Annotated in this window: 27 protein-coding genes; 6 read left to right on the forward strand and 21 right to left on the reverse strand. The window is 61.5% G+C overall.

All coding sequences use genetic code 11. The features are described from left to right. Window positions 1-183: 183 nt before the first annotated feature. The 4 genes from MON38_RS19975 to MON38_RS19990 all read right to left on the reverse strand — a co-directional run bounded on the left by MON38_RS19975 (window position 184) and on the right by MON38_RS19990 (window position 2,305). Window positions 184-627, reverse strand: a complete 444-nt coding sequence (locus MON38_RS19975) for a type IV toxin-antitoxin system AbiEi family antitoxin domain-containing protein (protein ID WP_241937921.1) — start codon at window positions 625-627, stop codon at window positions 184-186. A 476-nt stretch (window positions 628-1,103) separates the two neighbouring features. Next, a complete protein-coding gene (locus tag MON38_RS19980; RefSeq protein ID WP_241937922.1) occupies window positions 1,104-1,481 on the reverse strand; it encodes a hypothetical protein in 378 nt (125 codons plus the stop codon). Between the two features lies 1 nt (window position 1,482). After that, entirely contained in the window at window positions 1,483-1,854 is a 372-nt protein-coding gene (locus tag MON38_RS19985) for a hypothetical protein (protein WP_241937923.1), read from the reverse strand. Window positions 1,855-1,864: 10 nt separating this feature from the next. After that, a complete protein-coding gene (locus MON38_RS19990; RefSeq protein ID WP_241937924.1) occupies window positions 1,865-2,305 on the reverse strand; it encodes a hypothetical protein in 441 nt (146 codons plus the stop codon). A 544-nt stretch (window positions 2,306-2,849) separates the two neighbouring features. On the opposite strand from MON38_RS19990, the gene MON38_RS19995 reads away from it, so the two are divergent. Together MON38_RS19995 and MON38_RS20000 are read left to right on the forward strand one after the other, a co-directional pair. Beyond that, entirely contained in the window at window positions 2,850-3,464 is a 615-nt protein-coding gene (locus MON38_RS19995; protein ID WP_241937925.1) for a DUF305 domain-containing protein, read from the forward strand. 116 nt (window positions 3,465-3,580) lie between these two features. After that, a complete protein-coding gene (locus MON38_RS20000; RefSeq protein WP_241937926.1) occupies window positions 3,581-4,360 on the forward strand; it encodes a DUF6122 family protein in 780 nt (259 codons plus the stop codon). A 60-nt stretch (window positions 4,361-4,420) separates the two neighbouring features. Here the strand turns inward: MON38_RS20000 and MON38_RS20005 are convergent, their stop codons facing one another. The 5 genes from MON38_RS20005 to MON38_RS20025 all read right to left on the reverse strand — a co-directional run bounded on the left by MON38_RS20005 (window position 4,421) and on the right by MON38_RS20025 (window position 11,322). Next, window positions 4,421-5,131 (reverse strand): DUF6577 family protein, encoded by a 711-nt coding sequence (locus tag MON38_RS20005; protein ID WP_241937927.1) that lies wholly within the window; start codon window positions 5,129-5,131, stop codon window positions 4,421-4,423. Between the two features lie 36 nt (window positions 5,132-5,167). Next, complete coding sequence (locus MON38_RS20010; RefSeq protein ID WP_241937928.1) at window positions 5,168-7,618, reverse strand: TonB-dependent receptor; 2,451 nt, start codon at window positions 7,616-7,618, stop codon at window positions 5,168-5,170. After that, the gene (locus MON38_RS20015; protein ID WP_241937929.1) at window positions 7,599-8,963 is read right to left on the reverse strand and encodes an HTTM domain-containing protein; all 1,365 of its coding nucleotides are present in this window, start codon (window positions 8,961-8,963) and stop codon (window positions 7,599-7,601) included. Before MON38_RS20015 ends, MON38_RS20010 begins: the two co-directional genes overlap by 20 nt. Continuing rightward, window positions 8,963-10,075: an imelysin family protein gene (locus MON38_RS20020; protein WP_241937930.1), complete on the reverse strand. Its 1,113-nt coding sequence runs from the start codon at window positions 10,073-10,075 to the stop codon at window positions 8,963-8,965. The genes MON38_RS20015 and MON38_RS20020 overlap by 1 nt, the downstream gene beginning before the upstream one ends. A 98-nt stretch (window positions 10,076-10,173) precedes the next feature. Next, window positions 10,174-11,322 (reverse strand): DUF4856 domain-containing protein, encoded by a 1,149-nt coding sequence (locus MON38_RS20025; protein ID WP_241937931.1) that lies wholly within the window; start codon window positions 11,320-11,322, stop codon window positions 10,174-10,176. 229 nt (window positions 11,323-11,551) lie between these two features. Here MON38_RS20025 and MON38_RS20030 point away from each other — a divergent pair, with 229 nt between their 5' ends. Next, on the forward strand, window positions 11,552-12,478 hold the full coding sequence (locus MON38_RS20030) for a toxin-antitoxin system YwqK family antitoxin (protein WP_241937932.1): 927 nt from the start codon (window positions 11,552-11,554) through the stop codon (window positions 12,476-12,478). Between the two features lie 36 nt (window positions 12,479-12,514). Here the strand turns inward: MON38_RS20030 and MON38_RS20035 are convergent, their stop codons facing one another. The 12 genes from MON38_RS20035 to MON38_RS20090 form a co-directional block, all read right to left on the reverse strand. Further along, a complete protein-coding gene (locus MON38_RS20035) occupies window positions 12,515-12,754 on the reverse strand; it encodes a hypothetical protein (protein ID WP_241937933.1) in 240 nt (79 codons plus the stop codon). A 202-nt stretch (window positions 12,755-12,956) separates the two neighbouring features. Next, the gene (locus MON38_RS20040) at window positions 12,957-15,428 is read right to left on the reverse strand and encodes a multicopper oxidase domain-containing protein (protein ID WP_241937934.1); all 2,472 of its coding nucleotides are present in this window, start codon (window positions 15,426-15,428) and stop codon (window positions 12,957-12,959) included. A 7-nt stretch (window positions 15,429-15,435) separates the two neighbouring features. After that, window positions 15,436-16,602, reverse strand: a complete 1,167-nt coding sequence (locus tag MON38_RS20045) for a DUF2231 domain-containing protein (RefSeq protein WP_241937935.1) — start codon at window positions 16,600-16,602, stop codon at window positions 15,436-15,438. 264 nt (window positions 16,603-16,866) lie between these two features. Then, the gene (locus MON38_RS20050) at window positions 16,867-17,673 is read right to left on the reverse strand and encodes a cytochrome c3 family protein (RefSeq protein WP_241937936.1); all 807 of its coding nucleotides are present in this window, start codon (window positions 17,671-17,673) and stop codon (window positions 16,867-16,869) included. Then, window positions 17,661-18,422 carry a hypothetical protein gene (locus MON38_RS20055; protein ID WP_241937937.1) on the reverse strand — a complete coding sequence of 254 codons (762 nt, stop codon included), beginning with the start codon at window positions 18,420-18,422 and terminating at the stop codon, window positions 17,661-17,663. The genes MON38_RS20050 and MON38_RS20055 overlap by 13 nt, the downstream gene beginning before the upstream one ends. A 6-nt stretch (window positions 18,423-18,428) precedes the next feature. Next, window positions 18,429-20,501, reverse strand: a complete 2,073-nt coding sequence (locus MON38_RS20060) for a 2Fe-2S iron-sulfur cluster-binding protein (protein WP_241937938.1) — start codon at window positions 20,499-20,501, stop codon at window positions 18,429-18,431. A 66-nt stretch (window positions 20,502-20,567) separates the two neighbouring features. After that, complete coding sequence (locus MON38_RS20065; protein WP_241937939.1) at window positions 20,568-21,233, reverse strand: hypothetical protein; 666 nt, start codon at window positions 21,231-21,233, stop codon at window positions 20,568-20,570. A gap of 52 nt (window positions 21,234-21,285) precedes the next feature. Beyond that, entirely contained in the window at window positions 21,286-21,705 is a 420-nt protein-coding gene (locus tag MON38_RS20070; RefSeq protein WP_241937940.1) for a hypothetical protein, read from the reverse strand. A 24-nt stretch (window positions 21,706-21,729) separates the two neighbouring features. Beyond that, window positions 21,730-22,320, reverse strand: coding sequence for a hypothetical protein (locus MON38_RS20075; protein ID WP_241937941.1), 591 nt, complete (start codon window positions 22,318-22,320; stop codon window positions 21,730-21,732). A 30-nt stretch (window positions 22,321-22,350) separates the two neighbouring features. Next, a complete protein-coding gene (locus MON38_RS20080; RefSeq protein ID WP_241937942.1) occupies window positions 22,351-22,716 on the reverse strand; it encodes a DUF6799 domain-containing protein in 366 nt (121 codons plus the stop codon). Window positions 22,717-23,099: 383 nt separating this feature from the next. Next, window positions 23,100-23,309 (reverse strand): heavy-metal-associated domain-containing protein, encoded by a 210-nt coding sequence (locus tag MON38_RS20085; protein ID WP_241937943.1) that lies wholly within the window; start codon window positions 23,307-23,309, stop codon window positions 23,100-23,102. 180 nt (window positions 23,310-23,489) lie between these two features. Continuing rightward, complete coding sequence (locus MON38_RS20090; protein ID WP_241937944.1) at window positions 23,490-23,831, reverse strand: four-helix bundle copper-binding protein; 342 nt, start codon at window positions 23,829-23,831, stop codon at window positions 23,490-23,492. 458 nt (window positions 23,832-24,289) lie between these two features. Between MON38_RS20090 and MON38_RS20095 the strand changes: the two genes are divergently transcribed. The 3 genes from MON38_RS20095 to MON38_RS20105 all read left to right on the forward strand — a co-directional run bounded on the left by MON38_RS20095 (window position 24,290) and on the right by MON38_RS20105 (window position 25,876). Next, complete coding sequence (locus tag MON38_RS20095) at window positions 24,290-25,240, forward strand: Abi family protein (RefSeq protein WP_241937945.1); 951 nt, start codon at window positions 24,290-24,292, stop codon at window positions 25,238-25,240. Between the two features lie 42 nt (window positions 25,241-25,282). Beyond that, a complete protein-coding gene (locus tag MON38_RS22770; protein WP_338423790.1) occupies window positions 25,283-25,441 on the forward strand; it encodes a winged helix-turn-helix domain-containing protein in 159 nt (52 codons plus the stop codon). A gap of 285 nt (window positions 25,442-25,726) precedes the next feature. Further along, window positions 25,727-25,876, forward strand: a complete 150-nt coding sequence (locus tag MON38_RS20105; protein ID WP_241937946.1) for a hypothetical protein — start codon at window positions 25,727-25,729, stop codon at window positions 25,874-25,876. The last annotated feature ends 4 nt before the right edge of the window (window positions 25,877-25,880 follow it).

A 25,880-nucleotide genomic window follows, 5' to 3' on the forward strand; every position in this document is an offset into this window, starting at 1 on the left:
TTTAATTTGCTGGCCAGCTTGTCTTCGCCCATTCCTTCCAGTAGCGCGCCCAACAGTGCGCGGGTGGCTGGGTTATAGTTCTGTGCTAGGCGGACAAGGGTGGTTTTATCGGCTGGCGGCAACTGCTTCACCTGCTCGCACAGGCGCAACAGAGCCGCGGCCGGGGAGGTGGCGGGCAGGCGTTTAATCTGCCGTAGGGCATCGAGCAGTTGACACAGCCTTGCCTTCTCTAGCCTTCACCTCACCCCGGCTGCGCACGAAGCGCACGCGTACGTTGCCGACTTTCTTCGGGCGCCCCGGACGGGGCGTGGCAATTCGGATTTCCTGGGCCACCTGCGTCGTCAGCCCCAGGCGATTAAAGGCCGCTACGCCGGTGGGGTAGCCCCGCAGTTTCTTATTGGGCGCCTGCAGGAGCATCTCCAATACCTGCTGCTCGGAAATCGGAACCGGGCCAAACCGGCTTTGCAGAGGGAGGCGATAGGTGCCCTTGGTTACCCGCTGCACCACGCCGGCTTGACGCAGCCGGCTCAGGTTCACGGCCACCGTGCCGGGCGCGATGCCGAGGCTGGCAAAGTCGCTATAACGCACGAGCGCGCCCGGCTCCAGCTTTTGCAAGCGGTTAAGCATTTTCTGGCGGGCAGTCATCGGTTTGATTGTTTTTTCTATCGGTTGCGGCCTGCAAGGTTAATCGCAATGTAAAGTTTTTCTGCTGCAAAACATTACAAGGTGTTCGAGGCGTTACTTGAAGCATTACAGATTATGGCCAGTAATCTCCGCATACTATGCGGAGATTGTGCTTGTCATTATCCGCAGCTATACCGGAGTCGGGAAGCCAAGAAGGCCTTTTAAGGCCAAAATTTAGAGTAAACATTAAAACCGGGCATGTTTTAATGTTTACCCATTTCGCGAATGGGCTCACGAAGGGCTCGTCAGCCCGGGGTCGGATTTGGCGAAAGGGGCTTTCCAACGCGCAGGGGCCGTTTTTAGCGTGAGTTCGCGCCATGGCAATGGGCTCACAATAGGCTCACCAGGTATGGGGTTGGGTCGCGTGGCGAGGAAGCCAGCGAGTGAAAATAGGTAGAGACTCCCGCTAATAACGTGAACTACAGCCCAGCGGCAGCGCGCTGCTGCTGCTCAAAGGCCCAGTCCTCCGGGGACAGGATGGCCTGCATGAAAGCCGAGTAGCCAACGTCGCGTCGCTCCAGCGCATGCCGCCGCAGGGCCAGACTATATTTAGCGCCCGCAAAGCCTCCCTTCACCATGGCCTGGCGAAAGCGCTCGGGCAATCCCTGCAGCCAGTGCCGGTAATCCTCCTCCGTGACTTCGCCGTCGGCCAGCTGCTGGTACCGGTACGTGGCGTTGCCCAGGCGGAACAGCCGGGCCATCTCGGCCCGCTGAATTTCGGGCAGCTGGTGCAAAACCTGTAGCTGGGCCTGGTGCTGCTTGTCGAGCGGGTGACGCGGCTGGAGCAGTTCTTCCATGTTATTGAGCCAGTCCTTGCTTGGCGAAGGTGGATAAGGCGTGGTTATTCTCATACAATAGACCCGCCCGTGCTCCGGCGTTGAAGTTAGGCCCATCCCCGCGCAGCACCTGCCAGACGTTGGGGTAAGATACGCGAACCGACGAGCGGGGCTGCTGGCGGCCGGGTTGGAGCAGCACCTCACACGTAAAGCCGTCGGCACCGATTTGTAGATTCCATACCGTGCTCTGGTGCAGATGCAGCGTGCCGAGCATGAGTGGGCCGTTCTCCGTCTCAAAGAAGGTCGTGCACACCATGAAATGATGCTGCGGGTTGGAGAGGCCAGCTTGCACCTGATGCAGAACGGCGGCTAAATCATGCGGCTCACGGGGCATAGGGTAGTAGTTATGGCTGGTTCATGGTCCACGGCGTTGGGTAATTTTCGCGATGGATGCGCTCGTTATAGTACACCGACTCAGGGGGCAGAAAGGTAAGCTGCGCGCCCGCTTCCTCGCCAGGCGGGATGATTTTGCGCAGCAGTTGATAGAGCTGCTCAAACGGAATAGTGGCGCGGAATCGGTCGACCCAGGGGCCCGGGGCGTGCGGCTCACCGTCTTCGGGGTAGCGCATGAATTCCGTGTCGAAGGCCACGAAGTCAGGCCCGATTTCCAGGTTAGCGACCTCGCCGTGGTGCAGGGAGAATACAGCCGGGTAGTGGCGCTGCCGCGTGTGGTTGTCGCGGTCGTAATAGTGCGCGCCCAGCAGATGGTACACGGTCGGGTCTTCAAGGTCCCGGGCGACCCGGGACAGCAGTGCAGGCAGGTCAGCAACAGCGGCTAATGGCATACGGCGGCACGAAGTAAGTTCCGGCAGGTAACTCAAATCTACTGAAAGCAAGGCAGTAAATGGGCGGCTATGAAATGCCAAGGCATGTTACCCACAAGCAAATTGGCTCACAATGGGCTCACCGCTGCCATATGATGTGCGGCTCCCTTGTACCAAGCGCATGGAAATCGGGCTGAGGACAAAATGGCAATCGCAGGCAACGGGCTCACGAAGGGCTCAGAGGGCCTTTTCCGGCTGCCGGCTGCATGCGCAGTACGTATCCGGCGAGGTTAACCTGGTAACCTTAGGGGCCCGTCACGACGAGCACCGGCGCCGAATGCAGGGCGCCAAGGTCGGCCCGGACGAGGCTTAGGGAGTTATTCGCGAGGGGCTCCACGCCGCCCCGAGACCGGCGGCGTTCCGGATGGGTTGCCTGCTGCAAAAGCTGTATTTACAAACAGCTGGGCTGGAAATTATGCAAGCAAATCGGCCGCACGATGCACAAACAAAGTACGTAAACTCGACTTTATACGGGTGTAATGCTCACCACTTTCAAGCCCCATTCATGAACCGATTGTTGCGTTTGCCCTTCCTCGCCCTGCTGGTCTTCAGCGTACTGTTCACGGCCTGTAAAAAGGACCACGACATGGACGACATGAAGCACGAGAGCCCGTACATGACAATCATGATGGACATGATGACCCAGATGGACACGCAAGTCAAAACTCAAGACCCTGACCACGACTACGCCACGCAGATGGTGATGCACCACGAAGCGGCCATCAAGATGGCCGAAGAGGAACTGCGCACGGGCAGCAACCAGGAAATGAAGACCACGGCCCAGGAAATCATCACCAAGCAGCGAGCCGAAATCGGGCAGTTCAACGCCTTCACCGCTGGCCACCAGCCCATGCAGCCCTTGGTGCCCCAGTTTAACACCGTGCAGAAATCCAACATGGATAAGATGATGAAGGCTAGTGACGCACGCACCATAACGATGCGGGCCGACTACGATTTCGCCCAGCTCATGGTGGACCATCACCAGGCTGCCATCGACAACTCGGAGGCCTTGCTGCAGTACGGCCGCAACACCACCACGAAGACCCTGGCCCAAAACATCATCACCGACCAGCGTCAGGAGATTGCCGCCCTGCAAAACTGGCTGACCCGCAACCGCTAGTTGAGGTTTTAGTCTCTGTGAAAAGGCAGCTCTTGCGGAGCTGCCTTTTTTGTTTCAAGCGACCGGTAAGTGGCTTAGTCGACCATCAGCAGGCTTCTTCCATGGCAATGTTTACCATGCGCCCATTGCGTGTTTTTCGTTATTTCCTATATCCCGGCATTGCCGCCGTCCTGGTGCTTGCCGGGTGCCGGTCAGCCGCCATTGTCCCCACGTTCCCCGCTGGAGCCGGGTACCACCACCCGCCGCGGTCCCCGCGCTCCGACACGGCGACGGCCGTCACCGCCCCCGAGCACCTCACCACCCCGCCGCGGCGGATTAAAGCGGATGTGCCGCCTCCCGTCGTGGACGCGCCGGACCACGCGCCCCGGGAGATAAACGAGCCAACGGGCGAGCCAAGCGGGAAGTATGCCCACGCCGCGCCCGGTGATACCGTGCGCAGGGCAACCCAGCCGATGCCTCCGCGCGGGCTACGCCGGCAATTCCCCACCAAACTATTCAGCGCCCAAACGCTGGTGCATTACACCCTGCACTTTCTGTTCCCGGCCGTGCTGGCGCTGGTGTTTTTCCCCGGAATGTGGCCAGCCGCCTACCTGCTGATGCTGGCCACGATGCTCATGGACGTGGACCACCTGCTGGCCAAACCCCTCTTCGACCCGCTGCGCTGCAGCATTGGGTACCACCCGCTGCACTCTTTTTATGCCATCCCGGTGTATGCGCTGCTGTTGCTGCTGCCGGCAGCACAACCGGTCGCCGTGGGCTTGCTTTTCCACCTGATTACGGATACGATAGACTGCTTTTGGAATTTCAGCCACTGCCACGAGTGCTACCTCCGTTCCCGTATTCATGCCTTGCGCAACTGGGTACGGAAGCTACTGGGCCGGGAGGTGGTCGAGTGAACGGGCCTGCCAGCGGGCGCCGCGACTTTCCGCTATGCCGCAATAATGTGTCGGCGTCTTTTAGTCGGGAACAGTGGCCACGTGTAGCAACGCTTTCCAGCGGGCTTCGGCACCGCAACGGGCCGCGTACTGGAGCAGCATCGATTGGTTGAAGCCCTGCCGGGCGAGCAGAACCGACAATGCTGCCGCGAGGGCGGCATCCGAAGTGGCCGGGGCTAGTTCCGGCATCAGGGCGGCGTCGACGAGCATTTTTTCCAGGCGCGCCGTGGGTACTCCCCGCACCCGCCGGACGGGGGATAGCGCCTGCCAGGCCCGCACCACCACTGGGTCCGGGGGCGGGGAGGAAACAGCCAGCACGCGTCCGGCTTGATTAAGCTCCGCCCAGCGCACTTCCACCACGAGTAGGGCGGGCAGGTGTGGTAGCACCGGGTGCAGCCAGCGGGTAGACCACAGGCACCCCAGCGGCAAGGCCAGCGCGGCCTGCAGCTGCTGCCACACGGCCAGCCACTCGGGCAGTAAAACCGGTTTTAGGAGGTCTCCGGTGGAGGACGGCTCAAACGAGAGCAGGCCGGGTATCACCTCGTGCAGCAGCTGGCTGCGCAGCAATCCCTGCCGGACCTGCGGCCAAGCATCGGCCGTTACTTCGGGCACCGACGCCTGAAAAAAGGCCAGCAACTCCGCTTCGGACAGCTGCTGACGGCCGCGGAAGTAGCCGCGCAGCTGGGGCCACGCCCGCAGCACCCGGTCTACCTGGGCGGTTGCTGGTTTCATGCGCGTTGGGGCTGATTGCCCCCGCGAAGATACCGTTTACCATTTCACGGCCACGGTCAGAAAGAAGCTGCGGCCATCAGAAGGCAGGATGCCGGGGCCGGGGTAGCCGGTGGCGCGGCGGGTGAAATAAATGGCATTGGCGAGGTTGTTGACGCTGCCTTCAAGCTTCAGCCAGCGCCGCTCCCAGGAAACTGAGGCATCAAGCACCGTGTAGGCGGGAATACGGCCCACGACCGCCGACACGCCGCCCAGCTCGGCTTTGGTGGCGTCGGTATACTGCTTCGACAGGTAGGTGGCCTGCAGCGACCCTTTGAACGGACCATATCCTCCGCGGGCACCAGCCTTGAGGTTGACATCCGGCACGAACTCGACCGGGTTGCCTTTCACGCCCGCAATGTCGCTTTGCGTGTAGCGCCCGCGAATCAGGGCCAGGTTGCCGAAGGTGGCCAGCGTCCAGCGTTCGGGCTCAGCCGTGGGGCGCAGGGCGCGCAGCAGGTCGACTTCGGCGTAGGACTCCACGCCCAGAATCAGGGCGCGGCCCACGTTACTGCGGCGGCGCAGCACCCGGTCGGCGGCGTCGTAAGTCTGCACTTCGCCGATGCGGTTGCCGTACTGCAGGGCAAAAAAGCTTACGTCGTAAGTCAGCCACTGGCCCTGCTCGCCGCGCAGACCCAGGTCGGCGGAGTAGCCGCGCTCGTCCTGCAGGTTGGGGTCGATGGTAGCCGAAGGGTTGGCAATGCGCATGTCACTGAACGTAATAGAGCGGTAGTTCTGCGAGATGTTGCCGTAGAGCTCCCGCGTTTCCACCGGCTTGTAGCTCACCCCGATGCCGCCCAGCACGAAGCCGCGCGGGCTAAGCCGCTCCTCATTCTTTTGGGTGATGGCGTCGATGTTGCCGGCGTTGTCGCGAATCACGTTGCCGTAGGTGCCCTGCGATTTCGTGCGGATGTACTCGTAGCGCAGGCCGGGTGTCACCGACACCTTGTCGCTGAGGTAGAAGATGTTTTCGGCGAAGACAGCCACGTTCTGGTTGGGAAACTCGAAGTCCGAGAAGCCGTTGGCGAACGTCACCCCTTCCGGGCCCACGAAGCGGAAGTCGGCGCCCCGGCCCGTGGGGCCAAACCCCTGCACGCTGTGGTTGTAGCCGTGGTAGTAGCGCGTGCCCAGCAGCAACACGCCGCTTTTGCTGCCCAGCGCGTAGCGGTTCAGGTAGCGGGCTTCCACGCCGTAGTTCTGAAACTCGCCGGTTATCAGGTCGCGCAGGTAGGTGTCGTTGTCGGGCAGGGCCACCTGGTTGGGCCGAAAGCCCAACGATTTGCGGGTGGCCCGCAGCCCGAAGGCCAGCACGTTGATATTCGATTGCGGCGTCAGCTTCCAGTCGGCTGAGGCGTTGAACAGATTCCAGTCCACGGCAAACCAGTTCCGCTCGCGATTGGACTGGCGGGCGTTCTGGGCATACTGCGCGTCGCTCAGGCCCCCCGGCTGCTGGGCCAGGTAATCCATGTGGGTGACCTGGGCGCCGACTTTGAAGTTCTCCGTGAACTGGTAGCGCACGTCGGCGTAGGCCGTTTTGGCGTCGAAGTGCGAATTGGGCCGCCAGCCGTCGCCGCGCTTGTACTGGGCAAAGGCGTAGTAGCTAAGCTTCTTGATTGTGCCGCTGACGCTGTTGAAGGAGTTGAAAAAGCCGTAGGAGCCCACCGTCTGCCGCGAGACTACCGACACGGTTTTGTCGGGTTCGGGAGCGCGCAGCTCAAAGTTGAGCAGGCCGCCGAACTGCGTGCCGTACTGCAGCGAGGCCGCCCCGCGCACCAGCTGGATGCGCTTGATGGCTTCCACGGGCGGCGTATAGTAGCTTTCGGGGTAGCCCAGGGCGTCGGCCGAGATGTCGTAGTTGTTCTGGCGCACGTTGAAGTTGCTGGTGCGGTTGGGGTCCAGGCCGCGGCCCCCGATACTGAGCTGCAGGCCGCCCTGGTCGCTTTCCCAGATGTTAAGGCCGGCCACGCGGCTGTACACCTGCCGGGCGTTGTTGGTGGCCAGGTTCGCCACCAGGTTATCGGGCACGATGACGTCCGACTTCTTGGCCGCGAAGATGGCCGTGCCCTCCACCTCGCGCAGGCGCTGCGGCCCGAAGCGGCCCTGCGGAGCAGCCACCACCACTTCCTTGAGCTGCCGCTGCCGCCGGGTCAGGGTGAAGTCGACGATGCCGCCGTCCACCGGCGCGTCCACTTCGGTCTTGAAGGGCTCGTGGCCAATGGAGGAAAACTGCAGCTGCTGGCGTCCGGCCGGGAGTTTGGCGATGGTGAACAGGCCGGCCGAGTCGGTGCGGGCAATCTGGCGGGAGCCGCGCACGTACACTTCGCAGCCCGCCACGGGCTGGTTGGTATCGGCCTCGCGCACCCGGCCCTGCAGGCGGGCCTGCTGGGCTGCGGCCGTGAACGAAGACAGTACACTCACCACTAGGGCAACACTATAAACCGGAAATCTCATCGTCAAAGGGTAAAATCCAGGACTTGGGCCGCAGGTCATCAGATGCCTGGGCCAGGTCCACGGTGGGGTCAATGAAGCTTTTGCCCAGGCGGCCGTTCAGGCTCACGTAGGCATCGGCGTAAACTTTGGGCTGCTGCACGCCGCGGCGGGCGTAATAGGCGCGCAGGTAGTGGGCAAACTGCACCAGCATGTCGGGCTGCGTGCTCATCATCTTTTCCTGCAGCACGCTCAAGTGCTCGTCGTTGTTGACGAGTCTTGCCCGCCCGGTCTGGCCATCAACCACCTTGAACTGCACCTGCCCCATCTTTTCCATCAGCATCACCCGCCAGGAAAAGCGGTAGCCTTCCTCGGTCCAGAACAGCTCGCGCGGGTAGAGCAGGTAGCGAAAAGGCAACAGCAGCTGCACCACGAAAAAAGTACCCAGCACCAGCAGCAGGGCCTGTTTGGTGCGCGGCGCGTACACTAGCGGCTGGGCCAGCCGGGGCGCCACCGGCGTGCGCAGCACCCAGCGCCGCAGCCGGGTCAGGGCCCGCAGGTGGGCATCGGCCGGGAAGAACACCAGCGCCGCCACTATCATCACGTAGGGGAACATACCGATGGGAAACAGCACGGCCGTGAGCACGTGAAACACCACTACGGCGGCGTAGGCCCAGGCCCGGGTGGGCCGGTAAAGCAGGAAAAAGGGCACCGTCAGGTCATAAAACGCGCCAAACCAACTGAAGGCGTAAGCCACCCACACGTGGTTGAACAGCGGCCCGACCAGCCACAAGTCGTTTTTGGCCGGCAGCCAGATGCGTAGCGGCATGGCGTGCCCCAGCCAGTCGGAGTTGAGCTTGGCCAGGCCGGCGTAGCAGTACACGACGCCCACGAGCAGGCGCAGCGCGTCCACCGTCCAGCGCGGCACTTGGCTGCGCCAGCGTGCGGGGTCAAGGTGGGCATCGACGGAAAAGAAGCGGCCAGCCGGCAGCAGCACGAGCAGGAAGGCCGCCAGACTCACGAAATAGTAGTGGTTGAGGTAGGTGCTTTTGTCCATGAGCTCGATGTAGGTGAAGCTCAAAAACAAGCCCAGAGCCGCCGTACGGTACCACCAGCCCAGGGCCACCAGCAAAGCACACAGCCCGCAGACCACGAACAGTCCGTACGTGTAGAGGCCCAGCGGCCGTACCCATTCGAAGCCGTAGTAGGGAAAGAAGAACTTCGGCTTCAGGTACAGCTCCGCAATCCAGCCCTTGGCCCAGAAGCGCACCACGCTGGCCAGCACCAAAACGCCAAAGGCCACGCGGAACGTGGCCAGTGGAGCGGCAGAAGTATCAGCCAGAAAGTAGCGCCGGAGCCCTTCCCCCATTAGTCGCCGTCGTTGTCGACGTAAGTCACCGTGATGCCCAGGGCCGAGGTCATGTCCACCTTAATTAGGCGTACGGCCTTCTGCATCTCATTATAAGAAGTAACGGCGTCGGCGTTGCGGGCCGTAATGGTCGTGAACAAATCAGGACCCAGGGAGCTGAGCTGCTGGTAGGAAACGCCGAACTGCGTGTTGATGATGCTGGTCAGGCTCTGACCCGTGCGGCTGTCCTTGGCGCCGAGCGCATCCAGATAGCTTTTGAGCGAGGGCCGGCCCGTGCGGCCGTTGAAGAATTGCTGCACCGTGGTGTGGGCCGTGGTGGCCAGCTGCAGCGGGAGGGCCCCTTTCAGGTAGTACGCCTCAATCTTTTCGGGCCGGGGCGTGCCGCTCATGGTGCCGGCCGGAATGCCCACCTTGCCGGCGCGCAGGTAGCGCTCAAAGTAGAGCGAGTAGGCATTGATAACCCGCGAAAGGGAGCTGCTGGCGTCGGTGCCGGCGTTGTTGACGAACGTATCGCGGTAGGAGCCGGTCCACTGCCCGTACACCGTGCCGAAGGTCTGGTCCATCTTGGCCACTACGTCGGTCAGGTAGCGGCGGTGGTTGGCCGAGGACACGTACTGCTGCACGATGGCCGCGTCGCCGCTGGCCACGCCGTTGAGCAGATAGTCCAGCGTCGGGAAGCCCTGCTGGGGAATGGCCGTGGCCACCTCGAAGTCGTAGCTGCCGGTCGTGATGTTGCGGTTGATGCCGGTTACGTCGGCCGGGTAGATGTTGAAGTGGTTGCGCAGGCTCACCGACTCGGCGGGGCCGAACTCAAACAGCTCCACTTTCTGCCATTCCAGGTAGGCCGCCTGCCAGGCCTGGCGCGCCTCCACGAGCGTGGCCGTGGTCGGGGCCGCTGTAAAGGCCGTGGTCTTGGTTTTGAGGGCCGCGAGCTTGTCGTTGAAGCGCTGGTAGCCGGGCTTCACCAAGCTGTCGGCCCACTGCGTGAGCAGGGCCTTGCGGTCCAGGGACGTATCCGGGGTGGGCGCGTCATCGCCCGTAGTCTTCTGGCAGCTGAAGATGCCAACCGCCGTGAATAGCAGCAGTAGGGCAAACAAAACGGTCTTTTTCATTGGGGCAATTTTTCGTGGCGAAGGCCAACGGACCACGCCGCCGGAGCTGCCTGATTCGTTGGCCTTGGGTCCGCTTACGCTAAGCGGGCCAAAAGTTATTAGATGCTAAACTTGGCCTTGATGGCGTTGATGGCCACGTCGGCCTGCGCGTTGGTCAGGCTCCAGGTACCGTTGGTTCCCGAGGTCAGGCCCGTGAGCAGGTTATCGGAGAAAGCCGCATCGGCACCGTACTTGGTGCAGAAGCGCAGCGAGTAGATAAAGCCCAGGCCTTCGCCCAAAGCGTGGGCTTTCACGTCCAGCGTGGAAGCCGACTTCCAGCTGCTCAGGTAAGACACCGCCGCCAGGGCAATGGTTTTCTCCAGCTCCGTGCGGATGAGGTCGGCCTGCGTTTTCACGCCCGCCGCGTCGTTGTTGACGATGGCCGCGCGGCCCTTCAGGAAGGCCATGTAAACCGCCGGCGAAGCAGTGGGGTTTTTCTCGTTGAGGTAGCTGGCCAGGAACCGCTCGCGGGGCATCAGGTTGATGTCCGTGGTCATGATGGCGTTGCTGGTCAGGAAGCCGTAGGCCAAATCCCAGTTGTGCTCCAGCTCGGAGTAGGCTTTGCCGTCCACCACCTTGCTGTTGTTGGCTTTCAGGCCGTTGTCGGTCAGCAGCACGTTGTCAATCTGGTCGAGCAGCAGGGCGCCAATCAGGGCTTTCTGAATCACCTGGTTCACCTCGATGCCGTTGCCGTCCACCAGGTAGCGGCCCAGGCGGCCGGCGGTGCCGGGCGTGGCCACGTTGTTCACCGACTGGCTGGCGGTGGCCAGCTGCGTCAGCTTGGTATCAACATACGTGCGCACGGTCTCGGCGTTGGTGGCCGAAAACGAGGCCGCCGTGGTGGTGCGCAGGGTCAGGCCCGAGCCGTTCAGGCCGGTGCCGGTGAAGTAGCCGCCGGTGTTGGTGTAGTAGCCGCGCAGCTTGGTTACGTCTAGGGTAGCGGGCGTGGCGGGAGCGGCCACGGCCACCAGGGCCATGTAGGAGTTAAGCTCCGAAAACATGTCCAGGCGCTGGTTGGAGCTGGTCAAATCCACCGTCGACTGCCCGCTGGCGTCTTTAAATGACTCGGTGTACTTGGAAGAAGCCGTCAGGGTGCTGGCATCCATCTTGGTGCGCAGAGCGGGTGCTGACTCGGCGTCATTCTTGTCGCAGGAGGTGAAGCCAAAAGCGAGGGCCAGCAGCGCAGCGGGAACGTACTTAAACGTCATGGGAACAGGGTTAACGAGAGAAGTGGGATTGATGCCTCAAAGGTATTGACCTTATTTGTAATTATTCCAAATAAGGGCGAAGTTTTTTTATAAGGTGTCTAAATAAGTATTCTGTATATATGGAATTATTTATCAAATGAAGAAGCCCGCATGAAGGATTTGGTGGCTGCGCGCAAGGGTTTACCTTTACCCTGCGAAATCCTCTCTCCTACCAGCCAGTTTACTTATTATGGCCAAACGCTACGCTTTCTATACCCTATTTCTGCTCGTTTCCATGCCCGCGCTGGCCCAGCGGCCCAAGCCGGCGGCCGTCAGCCTTCCGCCGGCCGATACGGTATACTTTGACCGCGACTGGGAACGCACCGAAACGCTGGAGGAAGTCAGCTACGCCCGGGTGGCCCGCCACGACGAGGCCGGCAAAACGGTGGGCACCGTCCGGGACTACTTCTACCCTTCGTGGAAAAAGCAGTGGGAAGGTAAAATGGCCGCGGAAAAGCCCGACAAGCCCACCGGGCTGTGCTGCGGCTGGCACGAGAACGGCCAAGTGAGCTTCCGCGGAACCTATGTAAACGGCGTGCAGCAGGCCGATTTTCGCAGCTGGCAGCCAAACGGCCGCGAAATCAAGTGCAGTTCCAAGATGGTTGAGGCCCTGCCTTTGAGCAATGCCACCATTCACTGCAGCAACTGCATGCACTCCAGCCGCAAGGTGTTCACGGTGGATATTCCGGACGGCACCGTGGGCATTGTGTACAAGCTTGATGTGCGGGACGAAGGACAGCCCCCGGTATCATGGTCGACGGCCCTGGCCGTAGCCGCCGTAGCGGGCAGCGGCGGAGCCGCAGCCCCGGCTTTGTTGGGAACCGCTGCCTCGGCGTTGGTCAAGCAAGGCAACAATGCCCCGCCTACCGTCAGCACCAAATGCCACTGGTACATCACGCCCGACGAGGACGCTGCCCAGCAATTCATGGACACCAAGGGCACTATCAGCCAGGATAAAGTGTGCCTGCGGGCGGCGCTGAATACGCCCCAGGAAACCCGCCCCATCACGTTGCCACCGGGCACGCGTCGCCTGTTCGTGTGCGTGAACAACGACAACTACACCACCGACGCGACGGCTACGCTGAGCGTCAGTGCCCTGGTGCAGGCCTGTAAGTAAGGGCCAGAAGTGCCCCCCCGGCTGATTTCATGCGCATTATTGCGTGAGCATGCCTGTTAGGGAACTGGTGTCGGGGCGTTCAACCGCTGATAACCGGCCATGCGGGCCGGGAAGGTCGACACAGATAAGCGCGCGCCACTCCCGGCTCATCCCCGAGTTCATCTTGGCCGAGGCGGTGAGCAGCTGCTGCCAGCCCACTTCAATTTCAGCTTCCGAGGAGGGCCTAACGGCCTGCGCCGCGCGGCGTATCAGGTAATCAAATTCCTCAGGGTGCATGAAGGGTCGCGCTATGGGGCTGATTTCAGGGCTGCCAGATTCCCGTAGAAAAAGGGAGTGCCGGTGCCGGCACTCCCTCAGGTTTCTTCCGGCCTGCTTACCTGCGTAATCGAAGAATCAGCCCTACTAAGTTGCCTGCCAATAAACTATGCAATGCTTTCGGGGAGTCGTGTAAGCACACTGCCCCGACTGCGGCACCCGCCTAGTAGTGGAAGGTGAGGCCGGCGCCCCAGCCGTACTGGTTGTCGTAGTTGGTGCTGAGCGAGGCGTACTTGCTGACCATGTAGCGGAAGCCGATGGTGAATTCGCGGTCCGTGTTGCCGCTGATGTCCATGAATAAGTTGTTGCTCAGGGGCAGGTCGCGGCGTTCCAGGCGCAGGCGCGCCTGGCCGGTCAGGTCCGTGCGCAGCTCGGCCCGCACCAGCATGGGCAGCAGGTAGTACACGCCCACTTCGGCCTGGCGGCGAAAGTTGCGGTTGTTTTCCGTCGTGCGGCGGTTGCCGCCTTCCGTGTCGGCGGCGGAGCGCAGGGTTTTGTTGTCGCGGAAGTCGTAACCGACGAAGCCGGCCCAGAGCTGCCGCTTGTCGAGGTAGTGCAGCAGGTGGGTTTCGGTTTCGTAGTTGCCCAGGTAGTTCACGCGGCCTTCAAATTCGAGTGCGTTGCGGTTGTTGGAAAGATTGCCTTCCAGGAAAGCACCCTGCGAATGCACCGACAGGTCGAACCACGGGTACACGGCGTTGTCTTCGCGCTTGAGCATGCGGTAGTTGCCTTGGGCAAACTCGTTCTGCGGGCTGGCGTCGTAGCTCACGATGCGGGCCATGCCGGCCATCATGTGGTAGAGGATGTGGCAGTGGAAAAACCAGTCCTGCTCCTCGTTGGCTTCGAATTCGATGGTGACCGTGCCCATGGCCGGAATGTCGAAGGTGTGCTTCATGGGCGAGTAGGCCCCCTGGGCGTTGACCATGCGGAAAAAGTGCCCGTGCAGGTGCAGCGGGTGGCGCATCATGGTCAGGTTGGTGAAGGTCATGCGCACGTTCTCGCCCCGGCGGATGGGGATTTTGTCGGCTTCGGACAGGGTTTTGTTGTCGAACGACCAGAGGTAGCGCAGCATGTTGCCGGTGAGCGTGAGCTTGACCTCGCGCCACTGCCGGGTGGAATCGAGCGTGGTGGGATGCAGGGCCCGCAACTGGTTGTAGTTGAAGTCGCTGCTGCTGCCGCCCATGCTCATGCCGCCCACGCCGCCGCCCATGTCCATGCCGGCCATGCTGCCGCCCTGGTCCTGCATGGTGCCCATGCTCTTGCCGGCTTTCTCCTGCTCGTTCAGCGGCCGGTCCTGCGGCGAGGGCGCCGTGCTGGCGGGCATGGTGCCGTTTTTCATGTCCATGCCCTTCATGGCGGGGTCGGCTGCTTGCTTGGGCTGCTGGCCCTGCATGTCCATGCCCTTCATATCCCCACCGCCCCCTTTCATGTCCATGCCCTTCATGCCCCCGCCCTTGGGGTCCATCTGGCCGTTGCCGCCCATGTTCATGCCGGTCATGTTGCCCATGCTGTTCATTTCCCGCATCATCTGGAAGTAGTTGATGCGCGGCAGGTCGGGCGCCTTCATCGGCGCGCCGGCCCCGAAGTAGCTGGACGAGTAGCCGGTGATGTCGTTAGCGGTGGCCCTGAATTCAGCGGCCCCCATTTCGGGCACGGTCACCAGTAGGTCGTAGGTTTCGGCGGTGGCAATTTCGAGCTTGGACACCGGGAAGGGCTCCACGTTGATGCCATCGGCGGCGATGACCTGCATGGGCCCGCCAGCGTATTGCAGGTGGAAATACGAGGAGGCGCTGCCGTTGATGACGCGCAGGCGCACCACCTCCCCGGGCTTGGCGTCGGGGTAGTAGCTTTTCTCGCGGCCGTTGGTGAGGAACTTGTTGTAGTAGATGTCGGTAAGGTCCATGGCCGGCATGCGCTGCCACTCCTGCTTCACCTTGTCCTTGAAGTAGCCGGCGGCAATAGCCTCGCCGTAGCTCTGCGTGGCCCCTTTCTGCACGGCAAACCACTCGCCGGCCCGCTTGAGGTAGCGCAGCACCTCCTTGGGCTTGTAGTCGGTCCAGTCGGAAAGTACCAATACGTACTCTTTAAGCTCATACTTCACTTCCTTGGGCTGAATGACGATGGAACCGTAGAGCCCGGACTGCTCTTGCAGCATGGTGTGGGAGTGGTACCAGTAGGTGCCGCTTTGAATGAGCGGAAACGTGAAGGTGTGCATGCCGCCCGGCTCGATGGGAGCCGTGTTGAGATAAGGCACGCCGTCGTACTGGTTGGGCAGCAGGATGCCGTGCCAGTGGATGCTGGTTTCCACGCCCATCTGGTTGTGCACCCGGATGATGGCCGTGTCGCCCTCGGTGAAACGCAGCGTGGGGGCCGGAATCTGGCCGTTGATGGCGATGGCCAGGCGGGTTTTGCCGCTGTAGTTGACCTGGCGCTCGTCCACGTACAGGTCGTAATCGACGCGGTGGCCGGCGTGGGTGGCCCGGGGCGCTACCACGTGGCCGCGCAGGTCCTGGTCCGGAGGCGGCGTGGCGATGCCGTTGGCATCCTTGCCCTTGGGCATGGCCTGGTGCTGCGGCATTTGGGCCGCCAGGGGCAGCGACCCAAGCAAAAAGAGTAGGCAGGTGAATAATCTCATGAATACGCTATTGTTTGTCGGTCTTGGGTTTGTTCCGGGCGGGGTTGTTGTCCTCAAAGCGGAACTTGTCCATTGGATTGGCCGGCATGCTCATGCCCGGCATGGTGCCCGCTGCGGGCATGGCCTGGCCTTTTTCCATGCCGGGCATGTCTTTCATGTTTCCCATTGCCGGCATGGGCTGGTTGGGCTGTTTGGGGGCGGAAGCCTTCATGCCGGGCATATCCGCCATGTTGCCCATGCCCGACATACCTACCCCACCCAATTTGGCTTTGGTAGGCTTTTTTGCGCCGGCCGGCGGTTTGCTCATGCCGGGCATGTCGGCCATTCCGGGCATGGCTTCCATCGGCGTGGGCCTGGTTTGGCGACCCATGCCCTTGGGCATGGGTTGGGCAGCCGGCGCGGCGGGCATTTTCATGCCTGGCATTTTCTGCGCTACGTTTGGTCGGGAGGCGGGTCGAGCTTGGCCGGCTGGCTGAGCGCTGGACATATCCATGGCGCCCATCGGGTCGCGGGCGGGCGGGCTACTCCTCTTTTTAGGCGAAGACTCGCGGCCCATGTTCATGCCCGGCATGTCAGTGGCAGCTGGCTTTTCAGTGGATGTTGGTGAGCCAGAGGATGCAGGGGGCTCGTTTTCGGAGTGGTCATCCGCATTTTCCCCTTCCTCGTGGCCTTCCTCCTTCACCTCCATGCCGGGCATCGGCGCTTCGCTCCCCTTGTCATGGTGGCCTTTCATCACCAGGCGTCCCTGCGGCCCCACCCCTTCCACGTACACCAGCTGCGCGCCCCGGTGCCCGGCCACCGACAGCACCCCCGCCGTGGCCACGGCCGACACCAGCACCAGTACTTCATAGGCCCGCCGCTCAATCTTGAAAAAGGTACCGATGCCGGCCAGCAGCAGCGTGATGCCCGAAAGCCAGAGCGTGTAGCTGGCAAACTGCTCGTGGGCCGCAAACACGGCCGCCGCCCGGGGGGGCAGGCCCATGGGCATGGCGTGAAAAATAGTGCTGGCGGCCAGGGCACCGAGAAAGCCCCCGGCCATGACGCCCATCGTAATCCACTTTACCGGGGGCCAGTCCTTGTACACGTTCAGCGCCTGCAGGCCAGCGCTGAGCAGGAGCAGGACAATGGGCAAATGCACCACCAAGGGGTGCAGGTTGGGGAAATCTGAAAACATAGAATGCCTGAGATAGGTGGCGGTTAGCAGGTGAGCCGTGCTCACCCCTAAACTCCTGAAAAGCAGTTCGCGGCCGAAGATTCCTGCGGAATGCGCGGGCCGGCACTTTACGCTCCCTTACGCCACCTAGCCCCCCTAATGTTTGCTGCTATTAACTGACTGCATTACATAATTCCCACTATTCCCCTGAAAATTGGGACTAATGGTCACCCTTACGCCAGGATGCCTCGCTGAGCTCGGCATACAGTTACCGCGGGGCAGCTGCTAATGGTGCTTGTAGAAGCCCACGCCCTTGATGTCGTTCCACGAAGTGGTCTGGTGGCACTTGTAGCACTGCGCAACCAGGACATTGCCGCCGCAGCATACCTGGTCCTCGACCCGGCCTTGCTCCACCACGGCCTTATCCACCATCGCAAAGTGCATCATGAGGTGGCTGGGCGGGGGCTTGTGGCACTGGTTGCAGCTGATGGATAGCACCGAGGGGTGCTGAAACTTGGGGATGGTCCACTGGGCCGTGCCGTGGCAGGAAGCGCAGTTTTTGCCCATCAGGCCGAAGTGCGGCGCGTACTTGGCGTTGTGGCAGCTGGAGCAGTTGAGCTTGGCTTCGAGGGTCGTGAGCAACGGGTGGTCGGCGGGCAGCTGCTCGTCGAGCAGGTATTGGGGCGTTTCCTTGCCGGCGGACACGAATTTTATTCCGACCCGCGCCAGGGCTGGGTGGTCCATCGTGCGCAGGTTCGCGTTGCGGCCCTGGTGCTCGCCGTGGCAGGCGGCGCAGTTGCCGATGGTGGCGTGAAAGGCCGTGGGCTGGCGGGCCAGCAGCGTTTTGTTGCCGCCGTGGCAGCTGATGCACTTGGCCACGTCCACGCCCATGACGGGGGTGTGGCAGGCGGCACAGTTGCTGGCCAGCATGGCGTGCGCGGCCGACAAATGACCCGGGCTGACCTGGCGCTGCCAGGTAGCTACCGTGGGCGGGCGAATCCCGAAATGCACGAGGCTGGCCACCAGCAGCGCCACCACCCCGACCGTTAAGCCGAGCAGCTGCGCCCAGTTCTTAGGGGTTAGTTGAACCATCGCAAGCCAAAATAAACCGAGGACCAGATGTGAAAAACGAGCAGTAAGTAGAACGCCACCGACGTAGCAGTGTGGGCGTAGAGCCAGCGCGCGGTGCGCTTTTTCAGGACTTCGTGCGTCTCAATGGCGTATTCCAGGTCGGCAATGGACTCGGCCAGGCGCAGGGCCCGCACGGACAGCGGCCCGGCCACGTCGGCCTGCGCCGGGGCGGTGCCCACGAAGCTGTTGAAGGCGTGCGCGGCCAGCTCGTGCGCGGCGGCGTAGGCTACCTCGGCGTTGGGCCGCCGGGCCAGGGCTCCCACCAGGTGGTTGTATTCGGTGGCGAGGCGGGTGAGCAGGTCCTGCTTTTCGCGCAGCTCCATGGACGAATACCCGAGAAAATAGCGGCCCACGAAGCCGCTGAACACCGTGAGCATCATCAGCGCCACCAGCCAGATGCCGAGGGTGCTTTCGAAGCGGTGCCCGGTGTGCAGAATGGCCAGTATGGCGCCGAGGATGCCCGTGTACACGTGCCAGGTGAGCAGCGTGCCCAGCGACACGCGCTTGGTGACGAGCTGCTTAACCACCTCGATGCGCTTGACGGCGGAATAGAGCAGCGGCGGCACCAGCAGCAGCAGTGCCGCGGACAGGCCGAGCACGCCGCCCGTGAGGCTACCAGCAAAGCGGGGCGCCCGATGAAACAGAAAGCCCAGCCACAGCACCAGCTGCAGGACAAGCAAGGCAATCATCAGGGCGCGTTCGTTTTTCATAGCGTTTTAGGCGTCCACCGCAATGGCTTCCGTTGCCTTGGCCTGGCAGGCCAGGATGATGTTTTGCCCCTTCTCCTCTTCACTCAGCGCATCCTGCACCGCCTGCGTGACGCTGCCGGACAGCAGCTGCGTTTTGCACACGCCGCAGGTTCCCACGCGGCACGAATAGTCGATGTTGACGCCGACGTCCTCCGAGGCTTCGAGCACCGACTTATCGGGCGTCAGGATGGCGGTTTTGTTGGATTTGGCGAACGTAACAACCGCCGCCGTCGCGGCGGGCGCGTCAGCGGCGGCGGTCGGTGGCGCCGGCTCTTGCCCGGCGGCTGGCACCAAGGCTTCGGGTGGGGGCGCGGGCGGCGGGCCCGCTGGTTCCGGGGCCGGCGGGGTAATCGGCGGCTCGCCGCCGCCTGTTGCCCCCAGGGGCTCCGCAGGGGGGCTGGCGAAGAGTTCGGTTTTGACGTTGCCTTTGGGGACGTCCAGCTCGTTGAGCATCTGAGCTACCGCGTCAATCATTTTCGGCGGGCCGCAGATGTGGATGCGCCGGGATGCTATTTCCGGCACGCGCTGGTTGAGCAGCTCTTTGGTGATGTGGCCGCCCAGATAGGGTTCCTTCAGCTCTCCTTCTGCCCGCGTCAAGATAATGAAGACGTGCAGGTTGGGATAGCGGTGCTGCAGGTATTCCAGCTCTTCGCGGAAAATGATGCTGCCCTGGTCGCGGCAGGTGAAGAACAGGTAGATGTCGCCTTTCCAGGAACGGTCGGTCAGGTAGCGGATAATGCTCATGAACGGCGTGACCCCCACCCCACCCGCGATGAGCACGACGCTGTCGCCGTCGGGTTCGGTGAAGGTGAACCGACCGGCCGGCCCCATGATTTGCAGCAGCTCGCCCACGTGCACCAGCCGGTGCAGGTACCCGGACACCACGCCCAGGTCTTCGCGCTTGACCGTGATTTCGCAGTAATCGGGCTGCGTGGGCGACGAGGCAATGGTATACGAGCGGGTGACGGGCTCGCCGTCCGGCCGCACCGTGAGGGTAACAAACTGGCCCGGCAGCTGCACAAACGGGATTTTTCCGCCCGCCACGTCAATCAGGCGAAACGTTTTGACCCCGGGCGTCTCCTCGAAGATTTCGGATACGAGCAGTGTTCCCGTCCACGCGTTGGGCTTGGAGGGCGCCCCGGGCCTGGCAGCAGCCGGGGCCGCGGCAGGCGCAGAAACGGGCTTGGCGGCCGCAGCGGCCGGCGGGGACGTGCTGGCGGGTTTTACACCGCTTACGGCCGCGCCGGGTGCCGGAGCGCCGGGGGGGACGACTCCTGGCGCCGGGGTGCTTCCGGCAGGTGCTCCTGTGAGCTTGGCCACCAGGGCGTTGGCCCGCTGCATCTTGTGGAAGTACATCCATATCATCGCGGCCACGAAGGCGGCCAGGGTCAGCATCACGACGTAGTGAAACCAGTTCAGTCCGAAAAACCCGTGCGGCTGCTCGCTGGCGAAGCGGGGCGTGAGGTTCATCTCGCCGTTGAACCACTGTAGCGCTGCCGCGCGCGGGTCCTCGTTTTCGGCCAGCGCGCGCTGCGCGGCCAGCCCACTTTCCAGCAAGTCCTGTCCGCGCCGGATTTGCTCGGTGGCGTCCTGCATGGCACCCAGGTCCTGGCGCCGGCCGTTGGATGCTTCCGCGAAACGTTGCAGGCCGGTATTTAACAGGGCGCTGCCCTCGCGCATGCGCTCGTTGGCCAACTGCCGGGCTTTGCTGCGCTGCCCGGGGTCCGGGTCCTGCATCATGGTGGGATACAGCGGCATTTCGGGCGTCTTGGTCATCTCCTTCATCATCTCGCCCATGCCGCCGCCCATGCCCCCCATGCCGCCGGGCTTCGCACCGGCCGCGCCGCTGCCCATGCCCGCCATGCCACCGCCACTGGGCGCGCTGGCGGCGCCCGCCGGGGCCACGGCCGGCGCACCAGTACCCGCCGCCGTGTCGGGATGGTGGCTGGCGTGGTCCGTTTGCGCCCGGACCGCTGGCGCTGGCGTGAGCAGCAGCGTGGCCGGCAGCAGCACGGAAATGGCAGCGTGGAAATACTTCATCGTCCGGGGGCTAGGGCTGAAAGGGTAGGCCTGGTAAGGGAAGGCAGAGACTCCGATGAGCCAACCTTACATGTCATCCTCCATGGGCATCTTCTTGTCCTTCATCGGCTTATCCGTCATGGGCTTGTCGTCGTCCATCATGGGCGGGTCCTGAGCCATGGAGTCCTTACTCGTGGCATCCTTTTTCATTTGGTCGTCCTTCATCATGGCGGCGCCTTTGTCGGCCATGGCCATGCCTTTGTCCATCATCGCCATGCCTTTAGCCATCATGTCGCCGTCCATCATGCCCGGCTCGGCCACTGAATCTGGCCCCATCGGGCCCATGCCTTTGCCAGCCAGGTCCTTGCCCTGGCTCATCATGCCCATGCCCTGGTGCATCATGCCCATGTTGTCGGCCATGTGCTGCTCTCCGGCTTCGGCGCGACGTTCTTTCGCCAGCAGGTTTTTGGCGACGTTCATGACGGCCAGGCCCTGGTCTACTACGCGCATGCCCCGGCCCATCATGGCGCGGTTCTCAGCCGCCTGGCCCCGGTCCACCAGCTCCTTGCCGGATTTCACCAGCTCGATGCCCCGGTGCATCATGTCCATGCCCTCGCTCGAATGGTCCAATTGGGCCTCATTCTGGACCACGGTGTTGGTGGTGTCACCGTCGGAGCGATTTTGGGTCTCGCAGCTACCGAGAAAAGCGGCCGCCCCGGCAGCGATGATGAGGTATATCTGGTTTGTTTTCATGGCGTTGATGGAATGTACTGGCTTGTTTAGCGTAGATAAGCGAATCGGGGGTTTACTTCTCGATTCGGTACAGCAGCAGGGCGGCCACCCACGGCAGCGTGAGGCCCGCCAGCAGCCACTTGTAGTCGGAGTCGAGTAGAAAATTCACCGTCGCCATCCAGCCAATCGAGCTGAGCCCCGCCAGCGCCACCACCGGAAAAGCCCCCAGCCGGAGAGCCCGAAAGGAGTAAAAAGCGACGTGGAGCGTCAGCATACCGGTTGCGGCCATGTAGCCGCCCATTACCCAGAACACCTTCTGGAGCCAGCGCCTCAGCCCCGGCACGGCCGCTTGCAGCGCGGGCAGGGAAGTGCCCAGGTAGCGGGCATCCTCGGGCAGCAAGGGCGGCCGCAGGAAAAGGAAGTAGCCTCCCATCCCGAGCAGGCTGAGGCCCCCGAGCGCCAAGGCTTTGGGGTAGTAAGGAGCGAACTTCATGTCGGTAGCGAAGGCGCTCTTAACTTAATGCGAGACCGTCGCCGGCTGGCTCTGGCGGAGCAGCCAGTTGAGCTTGGTCATGCGGTGCAAGGCATCGTAGGCAGCCAGGTCGCCGCCTTGAAACTGCGCGTCCAGCAGGTCGTGGAACCGGTGGTTGCTCGGGAATGCTTTTTTGACGGCCAGCAGCGTCAGGGGCTGGATGGGGGCCGCGGCCGTGGGGCTGAAATACAGGTGCACGTAACCGGGATTCTTGCCCACGGTGGGCTGCTCCACCTTGTAAATGAGCAGCTCCTCGCCCGGATTCAGGATGGGGTAGTGCTGGTTGTTGGAAGCAAACCGGTAGTCGCGGCCGTCGCAGTCGCGGAACCCAAACAGGCTGTCCTTGGCCACCTGATAGGGTTTGCCGCCGTGAATGACCGTCATGGTGGGCTTACCGCTGAATTCGTGCAGGCGCAGCTTGTGGGTCGCGGTTTTGCAGTCCACCGCCAGCGCCAGCCGGTGCTGGCGAAAGTCTGCGGCCGAGCGGTACAGTCCGCTGCCGAGCGGCGGGGACTGGCCCCGCGCTGCGGAAGCCAGGGCGAAAATGCCCCAAAGGGCTATTAGAAAGGTTTTCATGCGGATAGGTAATGCAGGCCGTGCGCCGGCTTACATTTTCATGTCGCCCATTTTGTCGCCCTTCATAGGGCGCTTGCCGGAGCCGGGATGAACCATCATTTTGCCGTTCATCATCATGCAGTGGTCCCCTTCTTTCATTTTGGTGATGGTGCCGTCCTTGGCTTTACAGGTGCCGTCGGTCATGCACACGGTGCCATCGGCCATGGTCATGTTTTTGGTCATGGGCATCATCTTGCCGCCGTGCGACATCATCATTTTGCCGTTCTGCATCGTCATGTAATCCTGCCCGGCTTTGGCCCCGGCGGCATGCTGGTGTTTGGGCGCGGTTTGGGCCTGCGCGGCGCTGCCAATTGCGGTGATAAGCAGCAGGGCAAGAAGGATGGGGAGCTTGTTCATGGTTGAAAAAGAAGGGGTTGATTGATAAGCTCCAGCCCCTTGCATCTCCCCGCCGGTGCTTGAACCGGACGGGGGAGGCGGAAGGGAAAGAGTCTGGTGCAAAATTCACCATTCCCTTCCCCCGCTGACATGACATTAGCGGCCCCGCGCAATGACTTTAATCAGCTAATGTGCACTGTATGAGCACATATTTGCACGATTAGACCTGTTAGCTTATTGAATTACCAGAAAGGCTGGAATCTGGTGCAGTCCGGGTAAGCACCACCGGCTCTGCGCGCGGCTTGAACCAAGCAGCTGCGGGGCGGGCCGTGCGCTTGGAACTGGCCCGAAACCAAAAACGCCCGGCAGGGCCGGGCGTTTTCAACGAGAGGAAGCGCGGGCGCTCAGGCGGCCTGAATCTTAAAGCCGGCGTTTTCAACGGCCTGCACTACTTGTTCGGCCGAGAGCGTGTCGGAGCTGACGGTGAGAATCTTGTTGGGGTTGGCGGTATCCACCTGCCAGTTGCCGGCCCCTGCTTCCTGGTTGAGGGTGGGCGTTACGGCCTTGATGCAGCCGCCGCAATTGATATTGGTTTTAAACTGAAGGGTTTTCATGAGAGTGTGAGTTAGGGTAAGCCGAGCGAGTCGGTTTCAAATAGGTAACGTCCAAAAGTAGCGGCCCGTGCGTCGGTACGGATACAGAATTGCGCTGTGGGCTTACATAATTTACCGACCCTTAAACGCCAAAAAAGCCAGCCTGCAACGTGCGGGCTGGCTTTTACTATCCGGGATTCTTTAAGCAGCCATGCTCATGCCCTGGCGGCAGGCCTGCTCGCAGCGGCGGCAGGCCTCGGCGCACTCCTTGCAATGCTGCATGTGGGCGCCGTGCTTCTCGCACTCGGTGGCGCAGATGCCGCAGATTTCAGCGCACTCGCGCATGACGTGCTGGGCGTGCTCCGAGCCGCGGGCCACGAAGCGAGCCGTGATGGCGCAGATGTCGGCGCAGTCGCGGTCGATGCTGATGCAGCGGGCCATCATTTTTACGTCCTGCTCGCCGAGGCAGGCAGTGGCGCAATGTTCGCACGAGGCGATGCAGGCGTTAAGTGCATCGAGAAGGGATTGGTTTTGAGCGTGCATGGGTGGGAAAGTTAAGTTGGTGTTGGTACCCACGTATGTACTCTTGGCGGCTGACCTAGTTGTACACGATTGACCGGTGTTTCCTGCATAATTAGTGCGGATGCATAATTAGTGCGGATGCCACGTGTTTTCTGGCTTTGTCCCCAGCGCATAAAGCTCCCGATGGCGGCTCGTTACAAGGAAAGGGCCTCTTCTCCACCGGCGCTCCACCGGCTCTTTGCCTAAGAAAGTTGCTTGGCAACGGATTATTTCGTATCTTTGACCCATTAATCCCCCTACACGCCTCTGCTAGCACGCGCCTCAACGGGGCTTTCTTGTTTTAACATCCTCAAATCCACTAGCCTAGCTAGTGGATTTGTTTGTTTAAGGAAAAAGGGAAAGTGAATGGCCGGCCACACCGCCAAGTCAATCGGCAATCTTTTACGGATTAGGCAGCCACCAAAAAGTAAACCCAGCGAATGGATTATACAAAAAAACCGGTATCAAGTGCTGACCATATCAATTTGCTAAAGGCAAGAGGGCTGGCCATCGCGGACGAGCAGCGGGCCGAACGGTACTTGGAAACTATCGGCTATTATCGGCTGAGCGGGTACATGTATCACCTGCAAAAAAGGGATAAGTCGCATCGGTTTTTGCCGAACGTCACGTTTGATACTATCGTCGATACCTACAAGTTTGATAAAAAGCTGCGGGCCGTGGTGGCGGAGTACATGGAGCGCATAGAGGTCGCCTTACGCGCCAAACTGACCAATATCTACAGTTTGGAGTATGGCTTCTACTGGTACAATGACCAGGCCTTGTTTTCGGATAATGCAGTGTTTATATCTATAAACGCGGATATCAACGACAAATTCAAGGAGGAGAAAGAACACTTCGTCAAGGCATTCAAAACCAATCACCCAGGCGAAACCCGCCTGCCCTCGCCAATGGCGTTGGAAGTCCTCTCGTTGGGGAAACTAGCCCGGCTGTACAAGGCGCTGGCCACCACGGAGGAAAAGAAGCGGGTATCCAAAGAGTTTGGCCTAATTATCACTTTGTTTGAGTCGTGGGCGATTTGGTTGGCGAACGTACGGAATATCTGTGCCCACCATTCGCGGCTGTGGAATAAGGTGATGACGCCCGACCGGCCCTTCTTCTCCCGGAAAAAGGAGTATCGGTTCAACGATACCCTGACGGAAGAAAACAGCATGACCACCTACGGAGCGATTTCGCTTATTAACCGGATATTGCTGTCATTCAATCCCGGTAACTCTTTTACCAGCAAAGTAGAAGCGCTAATTGATGAATACAACATCAATGCCAGGCACATGAGTTTTCCCGATGACTGGAAGACAACGGCTACTTGGCACCACGAGCGAAAAACAGGCCTGCTACCCCCTGCCGAAGGTGGGTTGCCTGCGCGTGGGTAGTGTAAGCAAATAGGCGCCTCCAACAACTCGAAGGCGGAAGGGATGTGCGCCTGCATCTGCTGCACTGTAGGCGAGTTGGCTGCTGGGCTGCTGCTTTCCCATAGCAACGTTTCGCAGCACCTCAAAGAATTGAAAACCGCCAGACTGGTTGATTGTGCCGACGATGACCTCCGCGAGTGCTACGGCCTTGCGCCAGCCTAGGGGGCCCAGGTGCGGCAGCTCTTCGGCAACGTGCTGGTAGAGCTTGCACCCCACGCACTGAAACGTAAAACAAAAAAGCGGCGCCGTACCCAAAGCCGGTTTGGGTTGTAAACAGTAACCGTTCTACGAGGGTAGGACGAACCTGCTAGCACAGTGCAAATGCAGGTGTGACTGCTAATCTTCGAGCAGCAAGCAGCCCTGCGCCTATTCTGGCCGGCCTCTAAAATCAGGCGGAAAGCCATACCGGTTGTTCTAACTGGTTACAATGCCCCCGCCATGTTCAAGATGTACTGGAAACTTCGCCGCCGCCGGCTCCGCCTCCTATCCATCAACGCCCGGGGTGAACTGGTGTTGCGGCTGTTCCTGCAAGCCACCTGCAAGCCGGTGTGGGGCCTGCGCGTCGTACGACACCGATACTTGTTCTTTGCCCGTTAGGGGG

This window comes from Hymenobacter cyanobacteriorum, from assembly GCF_022631375.1.
In the GTDB taxonomy this organism is placed as follows: Bacteria; Bacteroidota; Bacteroidia; order Cytophagales; family Hymenobacteraceae; genus Hymenobacter; species Hymenobacter cyanobacteriorum.